Origin of the sequence: Paenibacillus sp. oral taxon 786 str. D14 (genome assembly GCF_000159955.1) — a bacterium.
GTDB lineage: Bacteria > Bacillota > Bacilli > Paenibacillales > Paenibacillaceae > Fontibacillus > Fontibacillus phoenicis.
This window is the reverse complement of sequence record NZ_GG695971.1, coordinates 92,457-114,194: the sequence shown is the minus strand read 5'-3', so window position 1 is coordinate 114,194 and position 21,738 is coordinate 92,457. Positions and strand designations below refer to the sequence as shown.

At 50.4% G+C, this 21,738-nt stretch carries 20 protein-coding genes and 4 pseudogenes; 12 read left to right on the top strand and 12 right to left on the bottom strand.

The genetic code is table 11. From position 1 onward, the window contains the following. Positions 1-158 precede the first annotated feature (158 nt). Positions 159-296, bottom strand: coding sequence for a hypothetical protein (locus tag POTG_RS23565; RefSeq protein WP_198136150.1), 138 nt, complete (start codon positions 294-296; stop codon positions 159-161). A gap of 195 nt (positions 297-491) precedes the next feature. On the opposite strand from POTG_RS23565, the gene POTG_RS03545 reads away from it, so the two are divergent. Further along, on the top strand, positions 492-1,781 hold the full coding sequence (locus POTG_RS03545; RefSeq protein ID WP_009223428.1) for an NCS2 family permease: 1,290 nt from the start codon (positions 492-494) through the stop codon (positions 1,779-1,781). A gap of 99 nt (positions 1,782-1,880) precedes the next feature. Here POTG_RS03545 and POTG_RS23560 read toward each other — a convergent pair. Next, positions 1,881-1,994, bottom strand: a pseudogene (locus POTG_RS23560) (alpha/beta hydrolase); the annotation flags it as partial. A 102-nt stretch (positions 1,995-2,096) separates the two neighbouring features. On the opposite strand from POTG_RS23560, the gene POTG_RS03540 reads away from it, so the two are divergent. Next, positions 2,097-2,546, top strand: coding sequence for a MarR family winged helix-turn-helix transcriptional regulator (locus POTG_RS03540; protein WP_009223426.1), 450 nt, complete (start codon positions 2,097-2,099; stop codon positions 2,544-2,546). A 38-nt stretch (positions 2,547-2,584) separates the two neighbouring features. Next, positions 2,585-3,025: a hypothetical protein gene (locus POTG_RS03535; RefSeq protein WP_009223425.1), complete on the top strand. Its 441-nt coding sequence runs from the start codon at positions 2,585-2,587 to the stop codon at positions 3,023-3,025. A gap of 179 nt (positions 3,026-3,204) precedes the next feature. Here the strand turns inward: POTG_RS03535 and POTG_RS03530 are convergent, their stop codons facing one another. After that, positions 3,205-4,713 (bottom strand): malate:quinone oxidoreductase, encoded by a 1,509-nt coding sequence (locus POTG_RS03530; RefSeq protein ID WP_009223424.1) that lies wholly within the window; start codon positions 4,711-4,713, stop codon positions 3,205-3,207. A gap of 334 nt (positions 4,714-5,047) precedes the next feature. On the opposite strand from POTG_RS03530, the gene POTG_RS03525 reads away from it, so the two are divergent. The 3 genes from POTG_RS03525 to POTG_RS03515 are packed head-to-tail and all read left to right on the top strand — an operon-like array spanning position 5,048 to position 6,572. After that, complete coding sequence (locus POTG_RS03525; RefSeq protein ID WP_009223423.1) at positions 5,048-5,530, top strand: DUF2975 domain-containing protein; 483 nt, start codon at positions 5,048-5,050, stop codon at positions 5,528-5,530. A 12-nt stretch (positions 5,531-5,542) separates the two neighbouring features. Then, complete coding sequence (locus POTG_RS03520) at positions 5,543-5,755, top strand: helix-turn-helix domain-containing protein (RefSeq protein ID WP_009223422.1); 213 nt, start codon at positions 5,543-5,545, stop codon at positions 5,753-5,755. A 34-nt stretch (positions 5,756-5,789) separates the two neighbouring features. Continuing rightward, entirely contained in the window at positions 5,790-6,572 is a 783-nt protein-coding gene (locus tag POTG_RS03515; protein ID WP_036644092.1) for a DUF817 domain-containing protein, read from the top strand. Between the two features lie 30 nt (positions 6,573-6,602). Here the strand turns inward: POTG_RS03515 and POTG_RS03510 are convergent, their stop codons facing one another. From POTG_RS03510 to POTG_RS03500, 3 genes are all read right to left on the bottom strand, one after another. Further along, the gene (locus POTG_RS03510; RefSeq protein ID WP_009223420.1) at positions 6,603-7,433 is read right to left on the bottom strand and encodes an alpha/beta hydrolase; all 831 of its coding nucleotides are present in this window, start codon (positions 7,431-7,433) and stop codon (positions 6,603-6,605) included. Further along, positions 7,430-8,446 (bottom strand): ABC transporter substrate-binding protein, encoded by a 1,017-nt coding sequence (locus tag POTG_RS03505; protein WP_009223419.1) that lies wholly within the window; start codon positions 8,444-8,446, stop codon positions 7,430-7,432. Before POTG_RS03505 ends, POTG_RS03510 begins: the two co-directional genes overlap by 4 nt. A 120-nt stretch (positions 8,447-8,566) precedes the next feature. Further along, positions 8,567-9,706, bottom strand: coding sequence for an AraC family transcriptional regulator (locus POTG_RS03500; protein WP_009223418.1), 1,140 nt, complete (start codon positions 9,704-9,706; stop codon positions 8,567-8,569). A 492-nt stretch (positions 9,707-10,198) separates the two neighbouring features. Here POTG_RS03500 and POTG_RS03495 point away from each other — a divergent pair, with 492 nt between their 5' ends. Further along, positions 10,199-10,576, top strand: coding sequence for a MerR family transcriptional regulator (locus tag POTG_RS03495; protein WP_009223417.1), 378 nt, complete (start codon positions 10,199-10,201; stop codon positions 10,574-10,576). Further along, positions 10,573-11,334 (top strand): annotated as a pseudogene (locus POTG_RS03490) (SDR family oxidoreductase). The gene POTG_RS03495 and the pseudogene POTG_RS03490 overlap by 4 nt, the downstream one beginning before the upstream one ends. Before the next feature lie 97 nt (positions 11,335-11,431). Here POTG_RS03490 and POTG_RS03485 read toward each other — a convergent pair. The 3 genes and pseudogenes from POTG_RS03485 to POTG_RS24595 all read right to left on the bottom strand — a co-directional run. Then, on the bottom strand, positions 11,432-12,823 hold the full coding sequence (locus tag POTG_RS03485; RefSeq protein ID WP_009223415.1) for an MATE family efflux transporter: 1,392 nt from the start codon (positions 12,821-12,823) through the stop codon (positions 11,432-11,434). Positions 12,824-12,925: 102 nt separating this feature from the next. Continuing rightward, on the bottom strand, positions 12,926-13,204 hold the full coding sequence (locus POTG_RS24600) for a sigma factor-like helix-turn-helix DNA-binding protein (RefSeq protein ID WP_232282230.1): 279 nt from the start codon (positions 13,202-13,204) through the stop codon (positions 12,926-12,928). A gap of 12 nt (positions 13,205-13,216) precedes the next feature. Next, positions 13,217-13,378 (bottom strand): annotated as a pseudogene (locus POTG_RS24595) (sigma factor); the annotation flags it as partial. A 180-nt stretch (positions 13,379-13,558) separates the two neighbouring features. On the opposite strand from POTG_RS24595, the gene POTG_RS03475 reads away from it, so the two are divergent. Both POTG_RS03475 and POTG_RS25290 read left to right on the top strand, forming a co-directional pair. After that, positions 13,559-15,949: a glycoside hydrolase family 16 protein gene (locus POTG_RS03475; protein ID WP_036644089.1), complete on the top strand. Its 2,391-nt coding sequence runs from the start codon at positions 13,559-13,561 to the stop codon at positions 15,947-15,949. Positions 15,950-16,021: 72 nt separating this feature from the next. Continuing rightward, positions 16,022-16,246 (top strand): annotated as a pseudogene (locus POTG_RS25290) (ester cyclase); the annotation flags it as partial. Positions 16,247-16,330: 84 nt separating this feature from the next. Here the strand turns inward: POTG_RS25290 and POTG_RS03470 are convergent. Next, positions 16,331-16,798 (bottom strand): hypothetical protein, encoded by a 468-nt coding sequence (locus POTG_RS03470; protein ID WP_009223412.1) that lies wholly within the window; start codon positions 16,796-16,798, stop codon positions 16,331-16,333. A gap of 21 nt (positions 16,799-16,819) precedes the next feature. After that, positions 16,820-17,305 carry a GyrI-like domain-containing protein gene (locus POTG_RS03465; protein WP_009223411.1) on the bottom strand — a complete coding sequence of 162 codons (486 nt, stop codon included), beginning with the start codon at positions 17,303-17,305 and terminating at the stop codon, positions 16,820-16,822. A gap of 99 nt (positions 17,306-17,404) precedes the next feature. On the opposite strand from POTG_RS03465, the gene POTG_RS03460 reads away from it, so the two are divergent. Continuing rightward, positions 17,405-18,376 carry a helix-turn-helix transcriptional regulator gene (locus POTG_RS03460; protein ID WP_009223410.1) on the top strand — a complete coding sequence of 324 codons (972 nt, stop codon included), beginning with the start codon at positions 17,405-17,407 and terminating at the stop codon, positions 18,374-18,376. A gap of 558 nt (positions 18,377-18,934) precedes the next feature. Next, on the top strand, positions 18,935-20,428 hold the full coding sequence (locus tag POTG_RS03455; protein WP_009223409.1) for a peptide MFS transporter: 1,494 nt from the start codon (positions 18,935-18,937) through the stop codon (positions 20,426-20,428). A gap of 535 nt (positions 20,429-20,963) precedes the next feature. Here the strand turns inward: POTG_RS03455 and POTG_RS03450 are convergent. Then, positions 20,964-21,728, bottom strand: a complete 765-nt coding sequence (locus POTG_RS03450) for an MgtC/SapB family protein (RefSeq protein WP_009223408.1) — start codon at positions 21,726-21,728, stop codon at positions 20,964-20,966. Between the last annotated feature and the right edge of the window lie 10 nt (positions 21,729-21,738).

Sequence of the window (21,738 nt, the reverse complement as noted above, 5' to 3'; positions counted from 1 at the left end):
CCATAGCACCATCAGACGAACGTTCTCCAGGTAGGCCGCGTCCACACTCACCATATCCTTGTATCCGTTCAGAATCACATTTTCCTTAGTTATCGGCAGCTGTTCAAGGGAAATTTGGATATACGGCTTACCCCAATGATTCTTCACATCGGTAAAGCTTACCGTATCGCGCCTAGGACTTTGCCTTCGGGCATACGGCTTGCAAACGCCGCCAGGATGTCCTTGTCGTCGGATTTGTCGGTCAAGGTGATCTTGAAGCTGATATCCTCGGGTTTCAGGTTGTTTGCGGCAAGCAAGTCCATCAGCCCCGAAATCAGACCTAATCGCCGCCAGCTTTGTTATCGTTGGCCATCGATCCGTATCAAGGAACAACTTGTAAAGGGCATTCCACCACAAACCGTGGTATAATAGCCTCTGGCATAAACGATAGGAATGAAAGTTCCTCGTTTGATGCGGGTGGGAGAGGGATATTTTGAAAGTGTGATTTCATCATGAAAGGAGTTTTTAAGCTTAAGCAACACCAAACGAACGTGAGAAGAGAGCTTGTCGCTGGATTGACCTCGTTCTTCTCTATCGTGTACATTATCGCCGTCAACGCCAACATCCTGAAGGATGCAGGAATTCCGCTGGAGGCCGGGATTATGGCCACCGTGCTGTCTTCGCTTGTCGGCTGTTTGCTGGTCGCGTTCGTTGCGAACGCACCGTTAATTCTCGTCCCCGGCATGGGGATCAACGCCTTGTTTACTTATACGATTGTAGGTTCGATGGGACTCAGCTACCAAGAAGCCTTGGGCGCAACGGTGCTTGCGGGCATCCTGTTCGTCGTGGTTGCCTTTACGGGCTTGTCTTCCCTGATCTCCAGGGCCATTCCGGCTTCCCTGAAGGAATCGATTTCCGTGGGAATCGGACTGTTCATTGCCTTCATCGGCTTGCAGAAGAGCGGCATTGTCACCGGCAACACCAGTCACTTTGTGGCGCTCGGCGACTTATCGGCGCCGCTGGTTCTAGCTTCGATCATCAACCTGATCGTTACGCTGTTCCTGTTCTTGAAGAAGGTTCCGGGGAATTTTCTGATCAGCATTATTTTAGGGACACTGGTGGCTTGGTTGTTCGGAATCGTTGACTTGGGATCGTTCGCATCCGCATCGCTGTCGTTTCAAAGCTACAGTGACGTCTGGATGAGCGCAGACCTCCGCCATATCGCCAGCGTACCGTTCTTGACGGCTTGTTTCTCACTGGTGCTGGTGCTGGTCTTCGAAAATATCGGGCTTGTCCACTCGCAAGTGGATGGCATGCTGAATGCTCCGGAGAAGAACGGGAAATCGATGAAAGCCGTATCGATTTCCGCAATGGCTTGCGGCCTCTTGGGCACTAGCCCAACGGTTTCGACGGTCGAGACAGCTGCCGGCATTACCGCAGGCGGAAGAACCGGGTTAACTTCGGTGACGACCGGGCTGTTGTTCCTGGGCGCACTGTTCTTTATGCCCTTGATCAAAATGATCCCGGACGCCGCAATCGCCCCGATCTTGATCATCATCGGCGGACTGATGCTGACGAATATTACGAAGATCGATTTCAGCGATTTTTCCGAGGCGTTCCCTGCGTTTCTTGTGATTCTGATGATCCCTTTAACGTATAGCATTGTTGACGGCATTGCTTTTGGCTTTATCGCTTATCCGCTGCTCAAGATGTTTTCGAAGAAGCGGGAACAGCTGTCGATCTCCATGTTCGTCATCTCGTTCCTGTTCCTGGCTAACTTCCTGCTGCAGTCGGTTTTATAAAATAATCATTCATGAAAAAAGTCGATCAGGATATACTCCTGACCGACTTTTTCTATTTATGTTATGGCCTCATCGGCTCATTAATCATGTTCCCGCAAAACGGGCGAACGCCGCGATACAATCCAGCGTACCTTTCGGGGAAGCAAAAGCTGCAAAATCGCGGTTATACAAGCGGAACGGTTCGCTGACCAGATCGGTTCGGCCTCCAGCTGCTATATTGTCAACAATTAAATTGCAAAAAATATATATTCTTTTTGAATCATCTGCTATGATGAAGGTAAACCCTATAAATAAAGCCAATCGAGGTGCATCGTCTTGGAAACGAATGAGCAAAACTTGAAATTGGGGGAACATCTTTGTTTTTCGCTATACGCTTGCTCCCGGGCCATCCTTCGGATGTACCGCCCTTATTTAGATGAGCTGGAACTGACCTATCCGCAGTATCTGGTCTTGGTCACCTTATGGGAGAAGGAGAAGAGCACTATTAAAGAGCTCGGAGAAGCTTTGGATCTAGACACCGGCACCTTAACGCCTTTGCTCAAGCGGATGGAAGCTGCCGGACTCATTGAACGACAACGCGATTCCATAGACGAGCGCGTGGTAAATGTGCTGATCACGCCGAAGGGGAAGGCGCTGCAAGCGAAAGCGGCCTGCGTTCCGCAGTCACTGATTGACGCCACAGATATGAATCTCGAGGAGATCAACCAGCTCAATGACAGCATCAATCTGCTGCTGCAGCAAGTGAATGCCGCCGCTAGAAAATAAAAGGTCAAACTAGAGATTGAATATGGATATAACATTTCGTGGAGGGCTTGTCTGATTTGTTCCAGGCGCTGCAACCGTCCTCGTCCTCGTCTACGGAGGAACAATTTCAGGACTTCGTTAGCCCGGAAGAATATGATTGGGATCAGGTGCAGGTGACATTAGATCCGGCGCAAACAAAGCAATTTCTGACCCTGTACCAAAGCTTGTCCGATTTCGATGACACGTCTGTACACGACAATCTCACGTTTCCCAAGCTTACCTTCGCCGGCGAAGCGGACCGAATCGTGTATGGCGAGAACTTTGGCAGTGTGACCGTTGATATCGCAGGGGCTTTACGTAAGAATGAACAAACCTTGCGCCAGCTCGGCTGGGATGTGGCCATTTTACCGGGGAACGCGATGGACCATACGAAAGCCATGCAGCCTGAGACCGTACTTCCCTTGATTAAGCCCTGGCTGGCTACTAACTTGTTGAAATAAACAAAGGTCGCCGCCCTCAATGCCCCTTCTCACGCCTCTTTCCCACCATTATCCCTTTCGTTCAGTGCTTGCTTGCATGACCTGATGCAACGGGATAATCCTCAAGGGAGGGCGCAAAAAATAAAGAGCTAACCGCAGATTGACCACGGCTTAGCTCTTTTCTAATCACCTAGATGAAATTATGATACTGAAGCTTCTTGCTTGGTTCCCGACAATCCAAGGGCCAGCGCAGTTGATTGTTGTAGAGTACGGAAGAGTTCCGGGTTCTCCGACAGCGACAAGCCGTACGAAGGAATCATCTCTTTGATCTTCGGCTTCCAAGCTTCGAGGTGCTGCGGGAAGCATTTCTCAATAACCTCCAGCATGACGTGCACCGCAGTCGAAGCTCCCGGGGAAGCGCCAAGCAAGGCGGCAATCGAGCCATCCGCAGCGCTGACAACCTCGGTGCCGAATTGCAACGTGCCTTTTCCGCCTTCCACCGTATCCTTGATGACCTGCACCCGCTGACCGGCGACGATCAGATCCCAATCCTCGCTCTTGGCCCCTGGGACAAAATCCCGCAGTTCCTCCATCCGTTGTTCCTTCGACAACATAAGCTGCCCAATCAGGTATTTGGTTAACGCGATCTCTTTGACCCCCGCCGCCAGCATCGTCAGAAGGTTATGCGGCTTAACAGAGGTGATCAGATCAAACATGGATCCAGTCTTGAGGAACTTCGGCGAAAAACCGGCAAACGGTCCGAACAACAGCGATTTCTTGTTGTCGATGAACCGGGTGTCCAGATGGGGAACGGACATCGGCGGTGCTCCCACCGAAGCTTTGCCGTAAACTTTGGCATGATGCTGTTCCACCACTTCCGGATTGTTGCACACCATAAACAATCCGCTGACCGGGAAGCCTCCAATCCGCTTGCCTTCCGGGATGCCGGATTTTTGCAACAAATGCAAGCTCCCGCCGCCGGCACCGATGAAGACGAATTTGGCGGTATGGCGCTCGATAGCCCCGCTGTTCAAGTCTTTTACCTTCAATTCCCACAACCCGTCCGGCGTCCGTTTCAGCTTCTTCACGCTGTGCTTGTAGCGGATGTCCACGCCTTTATCTTTCAAATGATTCAGCAACATCCGCGTCAAGGCGCCGAAGTTGACGTCCGTACCCGAATCGATCTTCGTCGCCGCAATCGGCTCGTCAGTCTTCCGATCCTTCATCATCAGAGGAACCCATTCTCTGAGTTTCCCCGGGTCCTGGGTGAACTCCATCCCTTGGAACAGCGGATGGGCAGACATCGCTTCATAACGTCTTCTCAGAAATTTGACGTTCTGCTCCCCGCGCACATAGCTCATATGAGGCAGCGGCATGATGAAATCCTGCGGATTTCGGATCAGTTGGCGCTGAACCAGATAAGCCCAGAACTGTCTGGATACCTGGAACTGTTCATTCACCTTAATTGCTTTGCTAATATCAACGGTTCCGTCCGACCGCTCGGTGGTATAATTCAATTCGCACAGAGCCGCATGACCGGTTCCCGCATTATTCCACTCGTTTGAGCTTTCCTCCCCTGCCCGCGCAAGTTGTTCAAACACCGTGATGTTCCAGTCCGGCGCCAATTCCTTCAGCAGGGTCCCCAACGTCGCACTCATAATTCCGGCACCAATCAAAATAACATCTGTACTTGTTTGTCCGTGATTCATGTTTACCGTCCCTTATGACCTTATTTTGCTGAAAGGATGTAAGCGCTCTCGATTTGTCCTCGCTTCAAACTTCGAGACGAGCTGGCCCACACCTTTTCCGTAATTATTGATCTAATTCAAGTGTAACAACAATAGTGAGGGATTGAAATATTTATTTCTTAGATATTAATAATTGATTTTTTTAAGCCATCCAAAAAGAACTTATCGGTTAAATCCTCCAATTTTATTCTTTTTCGATATATACACCTCATTTATTAATAAATATTTATTGATTATCAATAAAAAACATGCTAAATTAACCTCACACTAATCCTACGCGAGGTGCTGTTGTGATATGAAACGTGAACAAGGCTCTACCCTGTTCTTAAGGGGCGTCGTATTCCTGATGGGCATCGCGATCCTTGCCGTCTGCGTCTTCGGGGTCCCTGAGGTTGCCAAAGAAATGGTGGAATATTATCCGCCATACATCTATCTGACCCTGCTTATTCCGATGTATGCTTCGGCCATTCCGTTCTTCTTTGCGCTTTACCAGACGCTGAAGCTGCTAAGCTATATCGATAAAAATACGGCTTTCTCCGAAGCCTCGGTGAAGGCTTTAAAGAGCATTCGAAACTGCGCGATCGCCATCTGTATCTTGTATGCGGTCATTTTGCCGATTCTGTTGATTATTGCGGAGAAGGATGACGCACCGGGACTCGCCGCGATCGGACTGGTCATCTGTTTCGCTTCGCTCGTCATCGCCGTCTTTGCCGCCGTGCTTCAAAGGCTCTTAAGAAATGCCATCGACATCAAATCGGAAAACGATTTAACGATCTGAGGTGAGGAATCCATGGCCGTAATTATCAATCTTGATGTCATGCTGGCAAAACGGAAAATGAGCGTCACGGAGCTTTCGGAGAAAGTGGGCATTACGATGGCGAATCTGTCGATTCTGAAAAATGGGAAGGCCAAGGCCATTCGTTTCTCCACGCTGGAGGCGATATGCAAGGCGCTGGATTGCCAGCCCGGAGATATTTTGGAGTATCGAGATGATGAAGAGTAGCTCAAATTCGATACAAAATAAAAGGGTGTCCTCTATGGGCGTACAATTGGGATATGCTCTGCAACAGTTGGTTCGCTTTGGTTGGCAACAAGCGTTGTCCTGCGTTTTTCCCGTCGTCATCTTCGCTTCGCTGGCTTTCACGCAGTGGTTTCCTCTCCCCTGGCTGCCCCGCTATGACTGGCTGCTGATCATCTGCCTCGCCATGCAGGTATGGATGGTTCGTTCTGGACTGGAAACCCGCGACGAATTGAAGGTTATTACTGTATTCCACCTGATCGGCTTGGCGCTGGAGTTGTTTAAGGTGCATATGGGGTCTTGGTCGTATCCCGAGGAGGGTTGGACGAAGGTGAACGGCGTTCCCCTCTACAGCGGGTTTATGTATGCGAGTGTGGCCAGTTATCTGTGCCAGGCCTGGCGGCGCCTGAAGGTGGATCTCGTTCGCTTTCCCCCGCTCTGGCTGGTCGTCCCGCTTGCTGCCTCCATTTACCTGAATTTCTTCACTCATCATTATTGGATCGATGTTCGGTGGTGGCTGTCGGCGCTGGTGCTGATCGTCTTCTGGCGGACTTGGGTCACCTATGAGGTCGGCGGCAAGCCTTACCGGATGCCGTTAACCCTTTCGTTTGTACTGATCGGGTTCTTCATTTGGATCGCGGAGAATGTCGCCACCTTCTTTAGCGCCTGGAGGTATCCAAACCAATCCGACGGCTGGCATCTCGTCCATCTTGGCAAGATCAGCTCTTGGCTGCTGCTGGTCATTATCAGTTTCCTGATTGTGGCGGCATTAAAGCGGGTGAAGGGGCGGAAGACACAATGAAAGACCATCCTAAATGGATGGCCTTTTCCATTAACCGCATAAGCTAACAGTCCAGTCTCTTATCTTAGGTTGCTCCATAAAGATTCGGCCTAATGCGCCCGGTAGGACGCTAAGATGCTCTTCCCCGGCAAATTCGTTGAGCACGGTATACACCTTTCGCTTCGAAAGCTCCTCCATACATTGAGCTGCCTTCTTCGCTCCCTCGACCATATCGGGAAGCTCCTCTGCTCCAATCGCCAGCATGAGATGAATGGGATGCTCTCCGCACCAGGCTTCCTTCAATCGCTCCAACTGCCTCAGCACTTCGTATTCTCCCCACCAGACTGATGGGCTGATGGCTACATAATGAGAGTATAACCGCGGTCTTATTGCTAAGGCATACAGTGTCAGCAACCCTCCAAGTGAATGCCCAACCACAGCTTGCCTTGTTGAATCGATGGGCCACTCCTTCCCTACCCACGGCATGAGATCTTGTTCCAGAAAGTCAAGGAACGCATCCGCTTCACCATAAGGCGGCCAAGCTTCACCACCGGGACGTACCGGCAACGTTTCAGGCGCAACAGGCAGCGTGAAGTCGCGGCAACGTCGGTGCATATCATAGGGAACTTTTGATGGGTAAGCAATCCCAACAACCAAGATTGGATCGTATCCCTTGGGTTTGCGCGTCTGCAGCTTGACGGTTTCAGCCAACGTCTGAAAGAGCGCATCTCCATCCAGTGTATAGACAACGCCATACCCGCCTTCCGGGGGAGGATCTGCTGGAGCCGCAATAAGGATCCGGTATTCACTGCCTGCCTTAGATGACATGAGGAACTCAAAGCATCGCTCCGGTTGGTAAGGAATCCTCGTGATCGTCGTCATGGCGCAAGGAAACCAACCACATCGTCAATGACTTTTCCTTGGGCAATCAAACCGCCGCTCAGCCAGTAATCGCTATTGGTTTCATAGACATGCCCTGCTTTCACGGCTGGAACGGTCTGCCACAACGAACTTTTCTTCAGTTCCTTCAGATATGCATCCCCCTGGTTGCCGTCATTGGCCAGGAAGATATAATTTGCATCCAGCTCAGGCAGGATTTCAAGGGAGACTTGAAAAGCGCCATCCTTCACCAAAGTGCTCTGTTCAAAACCAAGCTCGTGATTCATGACATAACCGCTGTAATACTGATTATTCATAAAGAACATGCCTTTGGCGTTAAAACGGATAATCGCCGCCTTTTTACCTTCTACCAGGGTAGACAATTTTTCGCGTGTGCTAGCGACCTTGTCGTTATACTCTTTTAAAGCCTCTTCGGCCTCACCGGACTTGTCTAACAGTTCCCCCAAAATTTGAATTGAGCTGCTGAGATCGGTGGCTGCGTTCTCGAACACATAGGTTGGGGCAATTTTGGATAATTGCTCGTAACCGCCTTTCTCCGCGTAAGCTTGATTATTCAGAATAATCAAATCAGGTTCCAGCGCCATAATAGCTTCTGGCGAAGGCATACCTCCAGCGAAGCTGATCTGTGGCACATCTCCCAGTTGATCCTGCAAGTACAACTGAGGTTCGACGCCGTTGGACCATTGGACCACCGGTTTTACTCCTAGCACTAGCAGAGAATCCTCCATCATCGGGGCAAAAATTCTAACCGGTTTTGACGGAATCGTGACTTCGTGTCCGAGCTCATCCGTAACTGTGAGAGGATAAACCTGCGCTTGATCCTCTGCTGATGAATCAGAGACGGCGGCTGCATTTCCTTCTCCGTCTGACGCCTTCGCGGACTCTGCTACGGAACTAACCTGGCTCCCCTCGCCCTCGGTTTTACTCGAGCCACATGCGGGAAGAACCGTTACAACAGCCAGTAGCAGGACTGACAAACCTATCGACTTGATCATACTCAAGTATGGATTCACAGCTTTTGAGCTGTTCATATTTACCCATAACCCCTTTCTCATTGATAATCAATCTCAATAAGATGATTATAATGAGAGGCTCCCCCCTAGGCCATGGACAGTTCAAGGAGGGGAGATTGGACTTTTTCCGGTTAACATCAATACCCCTTCCTCCAGCATTCGATTCACCGCGATCGCGGAATACTCAAACCAAGGATTGGACGGGATCTGATATAATTGCCCCTTCTTTACGGCGTTCAGCCGCTGCCACGAGGGATCGTGCTGCAAGGTTAGCCAATGTACGCGTGTAGCCGCATCCGGGCAAACTAAGAGGAACAACCGGTCAGGGTTCAGCTCTTGGAGTTGTTCCCGAGAAATCGGCTCGTTACATAACCCAAGCTGTTTAGGGATGGTATGTAAAGCCAGATCTTGATACAACACATCCCGTATCCCCCGATTACTGTACAGGAACATCTGATCTTCGCATAATCGTAAGGTCACGGTCAGCTCCTTCCGGGATGCGGAACCCATGGTTTTTCTAGCTTGGTCTACCCGCTGCTCATAATCTGCAATCCAGCTCTCGCCTTTCTTCTGTTCCCCAAGCGCTGAGGCCATCTCCATGAGCTGTCCTTTCCAATCCCTCGATTCGATCGGGATCAGTTCAACGCCGTTTGCTCTAAGCTCACTAGCCATATGTTGCGATAACGGCTCAATGAAGAATAAGCAATCGGGTTTGGCCTGGACTAGCATTCTGATGTTCTTCGCTTCCGTCTCCAAATGTGAGCAATCCAAATGTACCTGAATCTCGTTCTGATAGTATATGTAATAGTAAGGGGTCCACTTCGGATCAATAGGAGCCGCTACAGGAACGATGCCAAGAGCGAGCAAGTTCCCCATGGCCCCGACAGATATCACCGCAATCCGTTTGCGCCAGTTCTTCCGATAAGCGGAAGGCGACTCCCCAACTTCCTTCTTGAACTTTTTGCTCAAATAAAATTTATCGCTGTATCCGGCAAGCTTGGCAATATCGCGTAAACACATATCCGTCTCACGAAGCAACTGCTTGACTCTCCCGATCCGCATGTCCGTAAGATAATCCATGACATTTTGCTGGTAGGCGTTCTTGAACGCTTCTCCAAAATAGTTTGGACTCAAGCCAGTTAACTGCGCCAGATCGTCAATCGACAACGGTTCATGGTAATGATCCGCCATATATTCCCGAATATCTTTTAACGACATGCGCGTCAAGTCTACCTCTTTCATCGATTATGCCCCCCTGGACCAGATATCCATCCGCTTTATTCTGGCATTAGTATAAAATTACTGATAATGATTATCAATATCATTTTGTCGGTTTCAAAGAAAAAGAGCACCTCCAGTAGGTGCTCGTCTCTTTTGAACGCAAACTATGTACTTTGTTACACTCTAACGTCAAAATGACCTTCACTATCCGTGGTAGCGGTCTGGTCACACTCCTTGTTTTCGTCGTCATCTAGCTGCCGCGTCACGCACCAAAGGCGGGCGCGGTTGCTTTGCCGATCCCCCGGGCTGCTCCGGTGATGATCGCAACTTTTCCTTTTAAGGATTGTGCCATTTTCTTTGGCTCCTCTCTTTTTTGGTCTTCACTCCTCCCTTATTATACTGCACCCGGACAGGCAAACGTAAATACGAAGAAGCACAGTTGACTTAAACCAAGGTTTAAGTCGTATGATAGTCATGTCGACAAGAAATCCTTAAGATTTGGAGGCCTCCACTATGAAGTACTATACCATTGGCGAAGCTGCAGCCATGTATCATATACCAGAGTCTACCTTGCGCTTTTATGAGAAAAAAGGCCTTCTTCCGTTTATCGAACGGGACGAGGCGGGGAGAAGACTATTTTCGGAACGTCAATTGGCGTTGCTGCAAATCGTAACTTGCCTTAAGAACACCAACATGCCCATCAGCCAGATTAAGCAGTACATGGACTGGGTTGTGGAGGGAAATTCTACAGTAGAGAAACGACTCGACATGCTGTTGAAGCATAAGCAAAACGTGCTAGATGAAATCGCATTAATGCAGGAATACCTGAAGGGGATTGAAGATAAAATCGATCGTTATCAAAAACAACTTCGTGGAGGAGAGAACCTATGAAGCTTACAGGAAATACGATATTGATTACTGGCGGCGGCTCCGGGATCGGGCTCGCCTTTGCAGAGAAATTCGTGCAAAACGGAAATACCGTCATCGTTATCGGCCGGCGGGAAAGCGTGCTTGAGCAAGCTCGGAAACAAGTGCCGGGCTTAATCACTCAAGTTTGCGACTTGGCTCAAGAAAGCGATCGTGTAGCCTTGTTCGATTGGTGACAACAAACTATCCCGACGTGAACGTGCTGATTAATAATGCCGGGATTCAACTGCGCTACAACGTGCTCAAAGCGGACGCGAGAGACAACTGGTACGATTATAGCAAGGAGATTACGACGAATATCGAAGCGCCTGTCCATTTGTCCATGTTGTTTGCCCCTTACTTCGCGAAGAAAGAAACGGCAGCAATTATTAACGTCACTTCTGGTTTGGCGTTTACTCCTTTTGCAATTGCGCCGGTGTATTCGGCAACAAAAGCGGCGCTTCACTCTTACACCATGAGCTTAAGACACCAACTGTCTGCAACATCCGTTGAAGTCATTGAAATTGCTCCTCCTGCAGTGAACACAGATCTGGGAAGCAGCGGTCTGCATACGCATTGGGGAACCGCTGGATGCCTTCACGGAAGGCATTTTTCAAGGTTTAGCCGAAGGCAAGCAGGAAATCGGGTACGGTTCCTCGATCGTACGCCTGCGGATGTCCCGAGACGATATCGACAAATATACAGAACAGCTGTACCAAGCCAACAAAGACTCTATTGAGTAATGAGGCTGGAGCGTAAAAGGAAGAAGGGGATGTCCCAAAAGTCATCGTAGATGACGGAGGGACGTCCCCTTTCTTGTTTCTCTTGCTTATATAAGGTTTAAGCGGAGGCCCCGAGCGCCTCCTCCGTTGCGGAAACCGGCTTGACGAGCGCTTTCTTCTCCCAAGCCCGGCTTCTCCAGCGAAGCAGCATGATCAGTCCGCGCAGCCATTCATCCACGGCAAATGCAATCCATATCCCAAGGAGTCCAATCTCCAGGTGAACGCCCAGCAGGTAGGCCAGCGGAACCGAGACGCCCCACATCGAGCATACGCCCATCAGGACGGGGAACCGCGCATCCCCGGCGGCGCGCAGCGAATTGATGATGACCATATTGAAGGTCCGGCCAGGTTCAAGCACGATCGACAGCAGGAAGATGCTAGCTCCGGTTGCGATAATCGCAGGATCTTCGGTGAACAAACCGATGAGGTCATGGCGGAAGATCGAAGCCGCACCAACAATGGCCAAGGTGAGCAGGAAGCTGATCCGTACGCTTTTCATCAGTCGCTTATAGGCGGCCTTCATCTCCCCTGCTCCAACCATTTGACCGACGATAATCTCTGTCCCTGCCCCAATCGACGCGGCCAGTGCCATAAAATAGTTGGAAATGTTCATCACGTAAACATGCGTATTTAGGGCGGTAATGCTAATCATGTTCACGAAACCCATGATCATCAGGTACTGCGATTGCCAAGCCAGATGCTCTCCCGCCGCCGGCAGCCCAACGCTTAGAATCTGCTTCGCATAAGTCCCGTTCCAAGTCACATAGTCCTTCCCGTGAATCGGAGCAGGAACCCGGCGATACAAGATGAAGAACAGAACAATGATGCCGACAAAACGGCTGACGACGGTCGAGATCGCCGCACCGGTCACGCCCATTTCCGGAAAGCCGAGGTTCCCGAAGATCAGCAGATAGTTGCCGGTGACGTGGAGAAGATTCACGCCCAGCGTTACATACATGACGCTTTTGGTATTGCCGCTCGAACGGATGACCGACGATACTGCGTAAGACAGCGCCTCGATCCACATAAAGCCGCCGATGATCTTCAGATAATGGCTGGCGATGCCAATCTGTTCCTCATTCAGGTTGAGCAACCGCAGGAGCGGCTCTCCAAAGCCAACGAGGACCAGGCTGACGAAGATCCCGAAGATCAGGTTCATCGAAATCGCAAGCGCCGAGACGCGGCTCGCTTCTTTCTCTCGCCCAGCACCGATATACTGGGAGACGGCCACACTCGTCCCGATGCCAACAAATCCAAACATCAGAATGCAGAAATAGATAATCTCATTCGCTAAGCCCACCGCCCCGGTAGCCGTATCGGAAATTCGGCTGAGCATAAACACGTCGACGGTGCCAAGCATCATCCGTAACACCGAATCGATAAAGATCGGCCAGGTCACGGCAAATAGGCTAAGTTTCTTCCATGATGGTATACGTTCAGTTAAAGTCACGTTTTTACAAGCTCCTACTAGGTGAATTCTTTGTCGCCTTCCCTAGTGTAGCTCTCATCAACTCATCCGTCTATGGGAAAAATTATGTTTAGACAAGTTGCCCTAAAGAAAAAAGGTACCCCGTCGGGTGCCAGTTTCGTTTCTTAGGATTTGCTTGGACGACCAGTCAAAGACATCCTTCAAAATCAATACGGCCCGTTGACGAGGAGGCAAAGTCTGCAGAAGCGCGATGAAGCAGAGTTGCAGGGTATCCTTGCGGATGAGCGCCTCCTCGGGATTTTCACCAAAATCAGGGGCCAGCCAAATCCAAGTGGAATCGGGCAACGTCTCCCGAGGTTCCACGATGGAGCTCGCCGGATCGGACAGATCGACGGGAAGCACCCGACGTTTCGCTTGCCTCAGTTTATCCAGACAGAGGTTGGAGGCGATCCGATAGATCCATGTCTTCGGCGAGGATTCCTGCCGGAACGAGCTCCAGCTGGAAAAAAGTGAGGAACCTTTAATTATATTCTTTTCCCCCTCCCGAATCCCTTTCAGAGGAAGGTCCCCTTCCACAAATTATTTAAAATTTTCGTTACTTGGTTGCTTCCCCAAAAAAAGAGCACCTCACCCGAAATCTGGTGCCTACTCATCAGATGACCGGATTGTTAGAATGAAAGCGTTCTCCCATGTAAGTAAGTATTTTCCTTGGTGTGCATAGGTTGGGAGGATGAGGATAATAAAGGGAGGGTATTTATGAAACGGACTCACTTTGCAGAAAGGCGGCTCGCTCGAAACGTATTCAGCTTGCTCCTGGCGGTCATCATGGCAGTTGGCGTCAGTTTCGTGCCGACGCCGAAGGCTCAGGCAGCAGGGACAACGATTACTTCGATGAGCTACTTCTCACCGGCAGACGGGCCGGTCATCACCAAGTCGGGGGTCGGACAAGCGAGCTACGGCTTTGTTATGCCTATTTTTAATGGCGGTTCGGCTACCTGGAGCGATGTGGTGCAGGATTTAGGCGTCAAAGTGAAAGTTAATGGCAACTGGGTCGACATCGACAGTGTCAGCAGCTTTGTCTACAACCAGAACTGGGGGCACTGGAGTGACAGCGGCTTTAACGGTTATTGGTTCGTCCTTTCCGCAACCACAGAGATTCAACTGTACTCCAGAGCAAACGGGGTTACGCTTAATTACACTCTCGACTTTCAAAATATCAACAAAACCACGATCACGGCGATGACACCAACGCAAGGTCCGGTTATTACCGCAGGATTTACGGGCGGGGCTGGCTTCACCTATCCCGTGTTCAATAACGATCCGTCTATTCCTTATGCCGCGGTTGCCGACGATTTGAAGGTGTATGTGAAGCCAGTGAACAGCAGCACCTGGATCGATATCGATAACAATCCGGCCAGCGGCTGGATCTATGACCAGAACTTCGGCCAATTCACCGATGGCGGCGGGGGTTACTGGTTTAACGTCACGGAGTCCATCAACGTGAAATTGGAATCGAAAACTTCGTCAGTGAACCTCGTGTATACGATTATTTTTAATGAACCGGTAAGAAATTCGTATACCCTGACTCCTTATGAGGGAACGACGTTCACTGCAAATGAAAGCGGTGCCATCGGGTTGCCCCTGCCGAAAATCGACGGAGGCGCTCCCATTGCCTCGGAGCTGGAGAATTTCGTTTATCAGATCAACGTCAACGGTCAGTGGGTTGATCTCGCCGATTCCAGCCAAAGCGGATTCGTCTATTCCGCGAATGGTTACAACAACTTATCCAGCGCCAATCAATGGGGCTATTGGGCTGACTACATCTATGGCCTGTGGTTCCAGCCGATCCAACAGGATATGCAAATCCGTATCGGATATCCTCTAAATGGGCAAAAGGGCGGTAACGTCGGCAACAACTACGTCACGTATACCTTCATCGGCAATCCTAACGCTCCGCGGCCGGATGAATCCGACCAAGAGGATATTCCGCTCAGCACGCCAAGCAATCCGAACATTGACGGTTTGACGCTCATCTGGCAGGATGAATTTACCGGTTCCCAGCTAGATATGAGCAAGTGGAATTATGAACAAGGATATTACCTCAATGACGATCCGGGCACCTGGGGTTGGGGCAATGCGGAGCTGCAGCATTACACGAACAGCCCGCAAAATATTTTCGTTCAGGATGGAAACCTAAATATCCGGGCGTTAAATGACCCTAAATCCTTCCCGCAGGATCCAAATCGTTATGCGCAATATTCTTCCGGCAAGGTTAACACCAAGGATCACTTCTCGTTGAAATACGGCCGAGTGGATTTCCGCGCGAAGCTGCCTACGGGGAACGGGATTTGGCCGGCGCTGTGGATGCTGCCTCAGGATCAAGCCTACGGCACCTGGGCCGCTTCCGGTGAAATCGACGTCATGGAAGCTCGGGGGCGTCTGCCTGGTATCTCCTCCGGCGCCATTCACTTCGGCGGACAATGGCCGGCCAATACGCATCTTTCCGGCGAATACCACTTCCCATCCGGGCAAACCATCGCCAATGACTTCCATGTCTACTCCGTCGTTTGGGAAGAGGACAACATCAAATGGTATGTAGACGGCAAGTTCTTCTTCAAAGCGACCCGGGATCAATGGTATTCCACGGCAGCACCAAACAACCCGAACGCACCTTTCGATCAGCCGTTCTATCTCATCATGAACCTGGCCATCGGCGGGAACTTCGACGGCGGCATCGCCCCAGGACCTGGCGATATCCCGGCAACGATGCAAGTCGATTATGTGCGCGTCTATAAGGACAACGGCAATGGCGGCGGCGGTCAGAATCCCGGAAACCCGGGAGATCCGGGCACGCCCTCCACGATTGTGATCGGCGATCAAGTGAAGGGGCTGAAGAAAACCGGCGATAACCTGTTGTTCTACGTCAACGGCGCGACTTTTGCGGATCTGCATTATAAGATCAATAACGGTGTGCAACTCAATGTCGCCATGACCCCGGTGGGGAACGGCAACTATACCTATGCGGTTAACAACCTGAGCCAAGGGGATGTGGTGGAGTATTTCTTCACCTATAACCCCGGGCAAGGGGCGCTGGATACCCCGTGGCAAACCTACATTCATGGGGTTACACAAGGAACGCCGGAATAAACCGGTGAGACTGCTCAATAGCCAATCATCAATACTAGGGCTCCCTATCGGGGGCCCTGGTTCTCTTTTTGCATGCGTACGAAGTTCGTCGAATACAATAAATGGGATTTGGGGGATTATCTAAACAGTGAGCCGCCTTATATTTCGAGCCGCTTACGCTTTGATGTCACGCCCAAGGGGCAATTTCTGGGTCTACCTGTCAATGGCAGAAGTGTGTTGTTCTATGAAAATGTCATTTACAAGTACGAAGACGGGAAAATCAAGCAGGTGTGGTCCGTCATCGACAAAGCGGCGATTGAAGCTCAAATTTTTGATCCCGCTCCCTTGTCGCGGAAGATGAAAAAGGCCGCTCACGTTGAACGGCCTTCCTTTCAGCTTTTTTTAATACTCGCCCTTAATCACGAAGAACGAGCCCCGGATCGTACCAGCCAATTTCGACTTCTGTCGGGCAAACTTAAACTTCTTCTCCTCCAGTTCCTTAGGGACCTCCATCCCTTCAGACAGCTTAAATCCCACGGCCCGCTTCTTCGGATCGTCCAAGGTGTACATGACGTTAACCCCTAAGCCATCCTCATAGAAGACGAACGCCCACCGGATGTTTTCCACTTGAAAAAACGACGTTTCTAACGGCTTCGCCGAGAACTCGATCCCCCGTTCTTCTTTTAATATCCGGTTCACATAATCCAGGGTTTCCTGGCTTTCGCTGGCCGGTTCAACCGTAAACACATGCTTATATTTGTTCATAAAATAACGCGCCTCATTGGCTCGCAGCCCGGCTAACGCCTCTGCTACAGGAGAGGATTCTAAACCGATGGTGGATACATTTTTGAAATCAACGACATAGGACATGCTTAACCCTCCTCTTCTTCTCTATTTCCTTACGACGGGGATCCACATTTCTCCCACGACGCGACCATTCTCTTGCTCCATCAATACCGAGGCGTTTGGCCCACCAACATAAGCGACATGATTCAATTCCGGCAGGACTTGGCCAAAAGCGATCCCCGCCAGCTGATTACTGAATTCATCCGCCGTTGTGCCTTCCCCTTTGACAATCAGGTACTCCCCCTTCGGGAATTGAATGACCCGAGAGTCTTCCGAGTCCGGCAGCGTTTCGCGGCTCAATACGCCGACGTAATACATCATTTTGTTATTGACCGCTTCATTTACGGCAAAGACGTAGTCGTTCTCCGCGATCGCTTTAAGCTGATCGAGTCGGCCGTCCTCGGTGACGGCTTGCCAGAAGCTCGACTTTTCCTTGTTGATGCCGGCGAAATCCGTGTAATGACTTTTTAATTCCGTACCCAGCCCAAATACCGTAAAGCTATCCTTCTCTTCCAAAACATAATTTGCCATGTTTCAAAACCTACTCTCATTTAAAATTTGTTTTCTGTTCTTGATGGGTTTATCATAACTTTAAATCATGTCAAAAAATGAACCTGTTTAGGAGTCCCGATGAAAAAAGTTGAACGGATTAACACCATCATGCGCTATATCAACAACCGGTCCCACTTTACTATCACGGAAATTATGCAGGAATTTAACATCTCCCGCTCGACGGCAATCCGAGACATCCGCGAAATCGAAGCTTTGGGAATGCCGCTCGTTGCTGAGGTTGGACGGGACGGCGGCTATTCGGTGATGCACAACTCGATCCTGCCCGCCGTGCGGTTTACGGATAACGAGGTCAAAGCGCTGTTCATCGCCTTCATGGCCACAAGAAACGCCCAGCTTCCGTATCTCAAGAGCCGCCAGTCCTTGGCTGAAAAATTGCTGGGGCTGATCTCGAAAAACCAGCAGGACGATCTCCTGCTCCTGGATGAAATTCTGCTCTTTGAAGGGACCAACCCGCATAATCCCGACCTGCTGGAGCTTTCGGATCTCCCTCACCCAATGCTGGAGAAGCTGATCCGACACCTGCTTCTCGACAGCTATTTATGGATTACCCTTGAAGAAGGGGAGGGAATCAACTCGTATCCTATTTTTCTCTTACACCTTTATCATGAGAAAAGTCTGTGGTGGATGGAAGTCTTTGATTTACAGGAAGAGAAGAGGAGAATGTTCTCCGTTGACCAACTCACCCAAGTCGAGCTCTACTCCCCTAAGAAGCGAATGAGCCGGAAGAAGATTTTGGAGCTCCTTGGCAAGCAAGAGGAAGCATACAACCTGATCCTTGAACTCGGCCCCCGTGCCATTGCCCAATACAAAAAATATCATCCCTTAAAAGCATTCATTTCCTATACCAATCCGTATCAAACCACCGCCATGATGAAGATGGTTGTCCAAGCCAACGAACCCGAGGAGCTAACTGAGACGATCAACTGGCTGCTGTTCCTGGGGGAAGACCTGGAATTCAGAAAAGTGCCGGAAGAAGTCATGGAAGGATTGCGTCAGAGAGGTAAGGAGATGGAGCAGTTGTTCTTCTAAAAGCGCTCAAAGCAATCGTAATTGCGCTGACGATAGAACTCGGGAGCGCCCTTGGCGTCGCGATCGTGGGTACCGTATTAACCGAATCCTTTACCCGGCATCTACCGGCAAATCTTCAGCAAGATTCAGTCCCTCACACGGTCGCGGATGCCATTACCGCGGCCCCTGATCAACAAGCCGCCATCATCAACGCCTTTGTCTCGGGAGCCCAATCCGCGCTGCATGTCGCAAGCGTCGTTACGCTCCTCGTCGGCATCCCCGTTGTCGCAGCAACCTTTCGAGCTAGTCGGCGACTGCTCGATCAGAGCCTGAACGCTGCAAGTTCAACAACCGCTCCCAACAGATAGAACACGCTGTCCCGAGGGCAGCTCGAAAACGAGTCGCCGTCCAAATCCGAGTAGGGATTGGGGACGGCGATATTTTTTAGGTGGCTGTGAGAAACCCATTGTATAGTTAAGCCCAGCTTCCTTATGCTATACTATATTTTCCGTATCCAGTTGAAAATGGGTGATACGGGGTATTCTTATAGTGATTGCCGCTTAGGGAGGATATGACAGCATGACGGATTTAACCAAACAACAAGTGGTGGAGAGCGTTCCGCAACGAGGATTTTTTGGACATCCCAAGGGATTGTTCACTCTGTTCTTCACGGAGTTTTGGGAGCGGTTCTCCTATTATGGAATGAAAGCCATTCTGACCTACTACATGTATTACGAATTGAGTCGAGGCGGACTTGGCATGGAGGAGAGCGTGGCTCTCGCCATTATGTCCATTTACGGCTCCCTGGTGTACATGTCCGGCATTATTGGCGGTTGGTTCGCGGATCGGATCTTCGGTGAGTCGAAAGCGGTATTTTACGGCGGCATCCTCATTATGTTGGGGCACATCGCCTTGGCGATCCCGGAAAGCGTCCCCTTATTTTTTGTGTCCATGGTGCTCATCGTCTTGGGGACAGGCTTGCTGAAGCCCAACGTATCGAGTGTGGTCGGCGAGCTTTACAGCGAGCATGACCAGCGCCGGGATGCAGGCTTTAGCATCTTCTATATGGGGATCAACCTGGGGGCGTTTATCGCTCCGCTGATCGTAGGTACCGTCGGCCTGGATTACAATTTCCACCTGGGCTTCGGCATTGCCGCCGTGGGGATGTTCCTTGGACTTGCTATTTTTGTCTTAACTCGAAAAAGAAATCTCGGCCTCGCCGGCACGATCGTTCCTAGCCCGCTTTCACCGGCGGAACGCAAGAAAGTGTTCCTGCAAATCGGCCTCGGCGTATTGCTTCTTGCGGTGATCGTCGCCATTACCATCCCGCCCGGTTGGTTAACCTTCGATTCGTTTATCGTGATCGTCGGCATCCTGGGGCTCTTGGTCCCCACTGCCTATTTTGTGGCCATGTACCGCAGTCCACGAACGAGCAAGGTGGAGCGCTCCAGACTGATCGCGTATATTCCGCTGTTTATTGCGGCAATCATGTTCTGGGCGATTCAAGAACAAGGGTCTACCATCCTGGCGAACTATGCAGATAAGCGGACGCAATTGGATTATGCCGGATTTCATATTTCGCCGGCTTGGTTCCAATCGTTAAACCCTTTATTTATTATTACCCTGGCCCCTGTCTTTGCCTGGTTCTGGCTCAAGCTGGGCAAGCGGCAGCCTTCGATTCCAAAGAAATTCGCTTTGGGCTTGTTGTTCGCCGGCTTATCATTCCTGGTGATCCTTTTGCCGGCTTACTTTGGCGGCGAGAATTCCTTGGTGAATCCGCTATGGCTCGTGCTGAGTTATTTCATCGTTGTGCTGGGAGAGTTGTGCTTGTCTCCGGTAGGGCTGTCGGCGACGACCAAATTGGCGCCTTCCGCCTTCTCCGCCCAGACCATGAGCTTATGGTTCTTGTCCAGTGCGGCAGCCCAATCAATCAATGCGCAAGTGGTTAAATTCTATTCGCCTGCCACAGAAATGGCGTACTTTGGGGTCATTGGAGGAGCGGCCATTGTCCTCGGCATCCTGCTCTTCGCTTTCTCCTCGAAAATTCAGGGGTTTATGAAGGGAATCCATTAAAAATAAACCACGCAAAATTACAAAAACGGCGATTCTCCAAGAACGGAGGATCGCCGTTTGCGTGCATTGACCTACCCCAATCCCTTCACGCTCGTCCGTATGTTCAAAAACATAATGAGGGCGAAAAGACATAAATCCGATCACTTGCTCTCGATCCAGTACCAGCAAAAACGCTTGTTCCTTTAACCTTTCAAAGTATCACTTCAGTAAAGTGGTTGCCGCTGCGCCAGCGGTCAGATCGGACTGGTAGGTATGCTCACGAGCGGATAAGGGCGGGATAAATTCATGATCGTAACGGCACAGCAAGTCCCATACCCCTTCCAGGAGAGCGGGGTCCGTCAGCGTTTCGTAATATCGGTATTAGATCGACAAAGTGGGTTCACTCCTCTAGAGTTCCTAAGATGTATTTATCTATCATACTTTATCCTTTGAAACCTTTGGCGATTAAACATCGTTTGAATTTCATCCTCCGCGGCTGCAGACCATCTGTAACAACAAATAGAGCTATCCCTAGAGGGATAGCCCTTGACCTTCATTATAACATTCTGGAGGCGGACACGCTGGAATGCGCCGGATGCGACTTCAACGCCTCAGCCGTTTCAAAGGAATGGATGCAATCCAGAGCAAGCAGCTTATCGAATACCCGAAGCAGATCCTTTGAGCGCGGCTTATGCAGCTTGATTCGCAGCGTTCGTACGCCTTCATCTTCTTGATCATCGTTAGGAGCGTCTAAGGACATATGCACAATGAGCAGTCCCTCCTGCTCGAACAATTCCGCAACCTTAGCGACGCCGCCCTCCTTATTCAGGATCCGAACGGTCACTTCATTTCGGCTGCGTTTGTTATGGAAGCTCTTCTCAAACTTATTGAGCAGCACCAGAATAATAATGACCAGTACTGTCACAAGCACCGCTCCAAAAAAGAAGCCCGCCCCTACACATAAGCCAATCGCTGCCACAACCCAAATGGAGGCCGCCGTCGTTAACCCTGAAATACTGGAGCCGTTGCGAATGATGGCCCCCGCGCCCAGGAAGCCGATGCCGGATACCACTTGAGCAGCCAGCCGCGCCGGGTCCATCCGAACGTTATATTCGTTGGAAAAGTCGCCAAACCCATAAATGGACAGCAGCATAATCATCGTTGACCCTACGCAGACCAGAATATGCGTACGGAAACCGGCTGCATGGTTATGCCATTCCCGTTCTAACCCAATCAAGCCGCCTAACAGAAGCGAAATCACGATTCGCAGCGATAAGTCCACATAGGAAATATTCCACAAACCCGCGTCAATCAGCTTCATCGCAAAGACA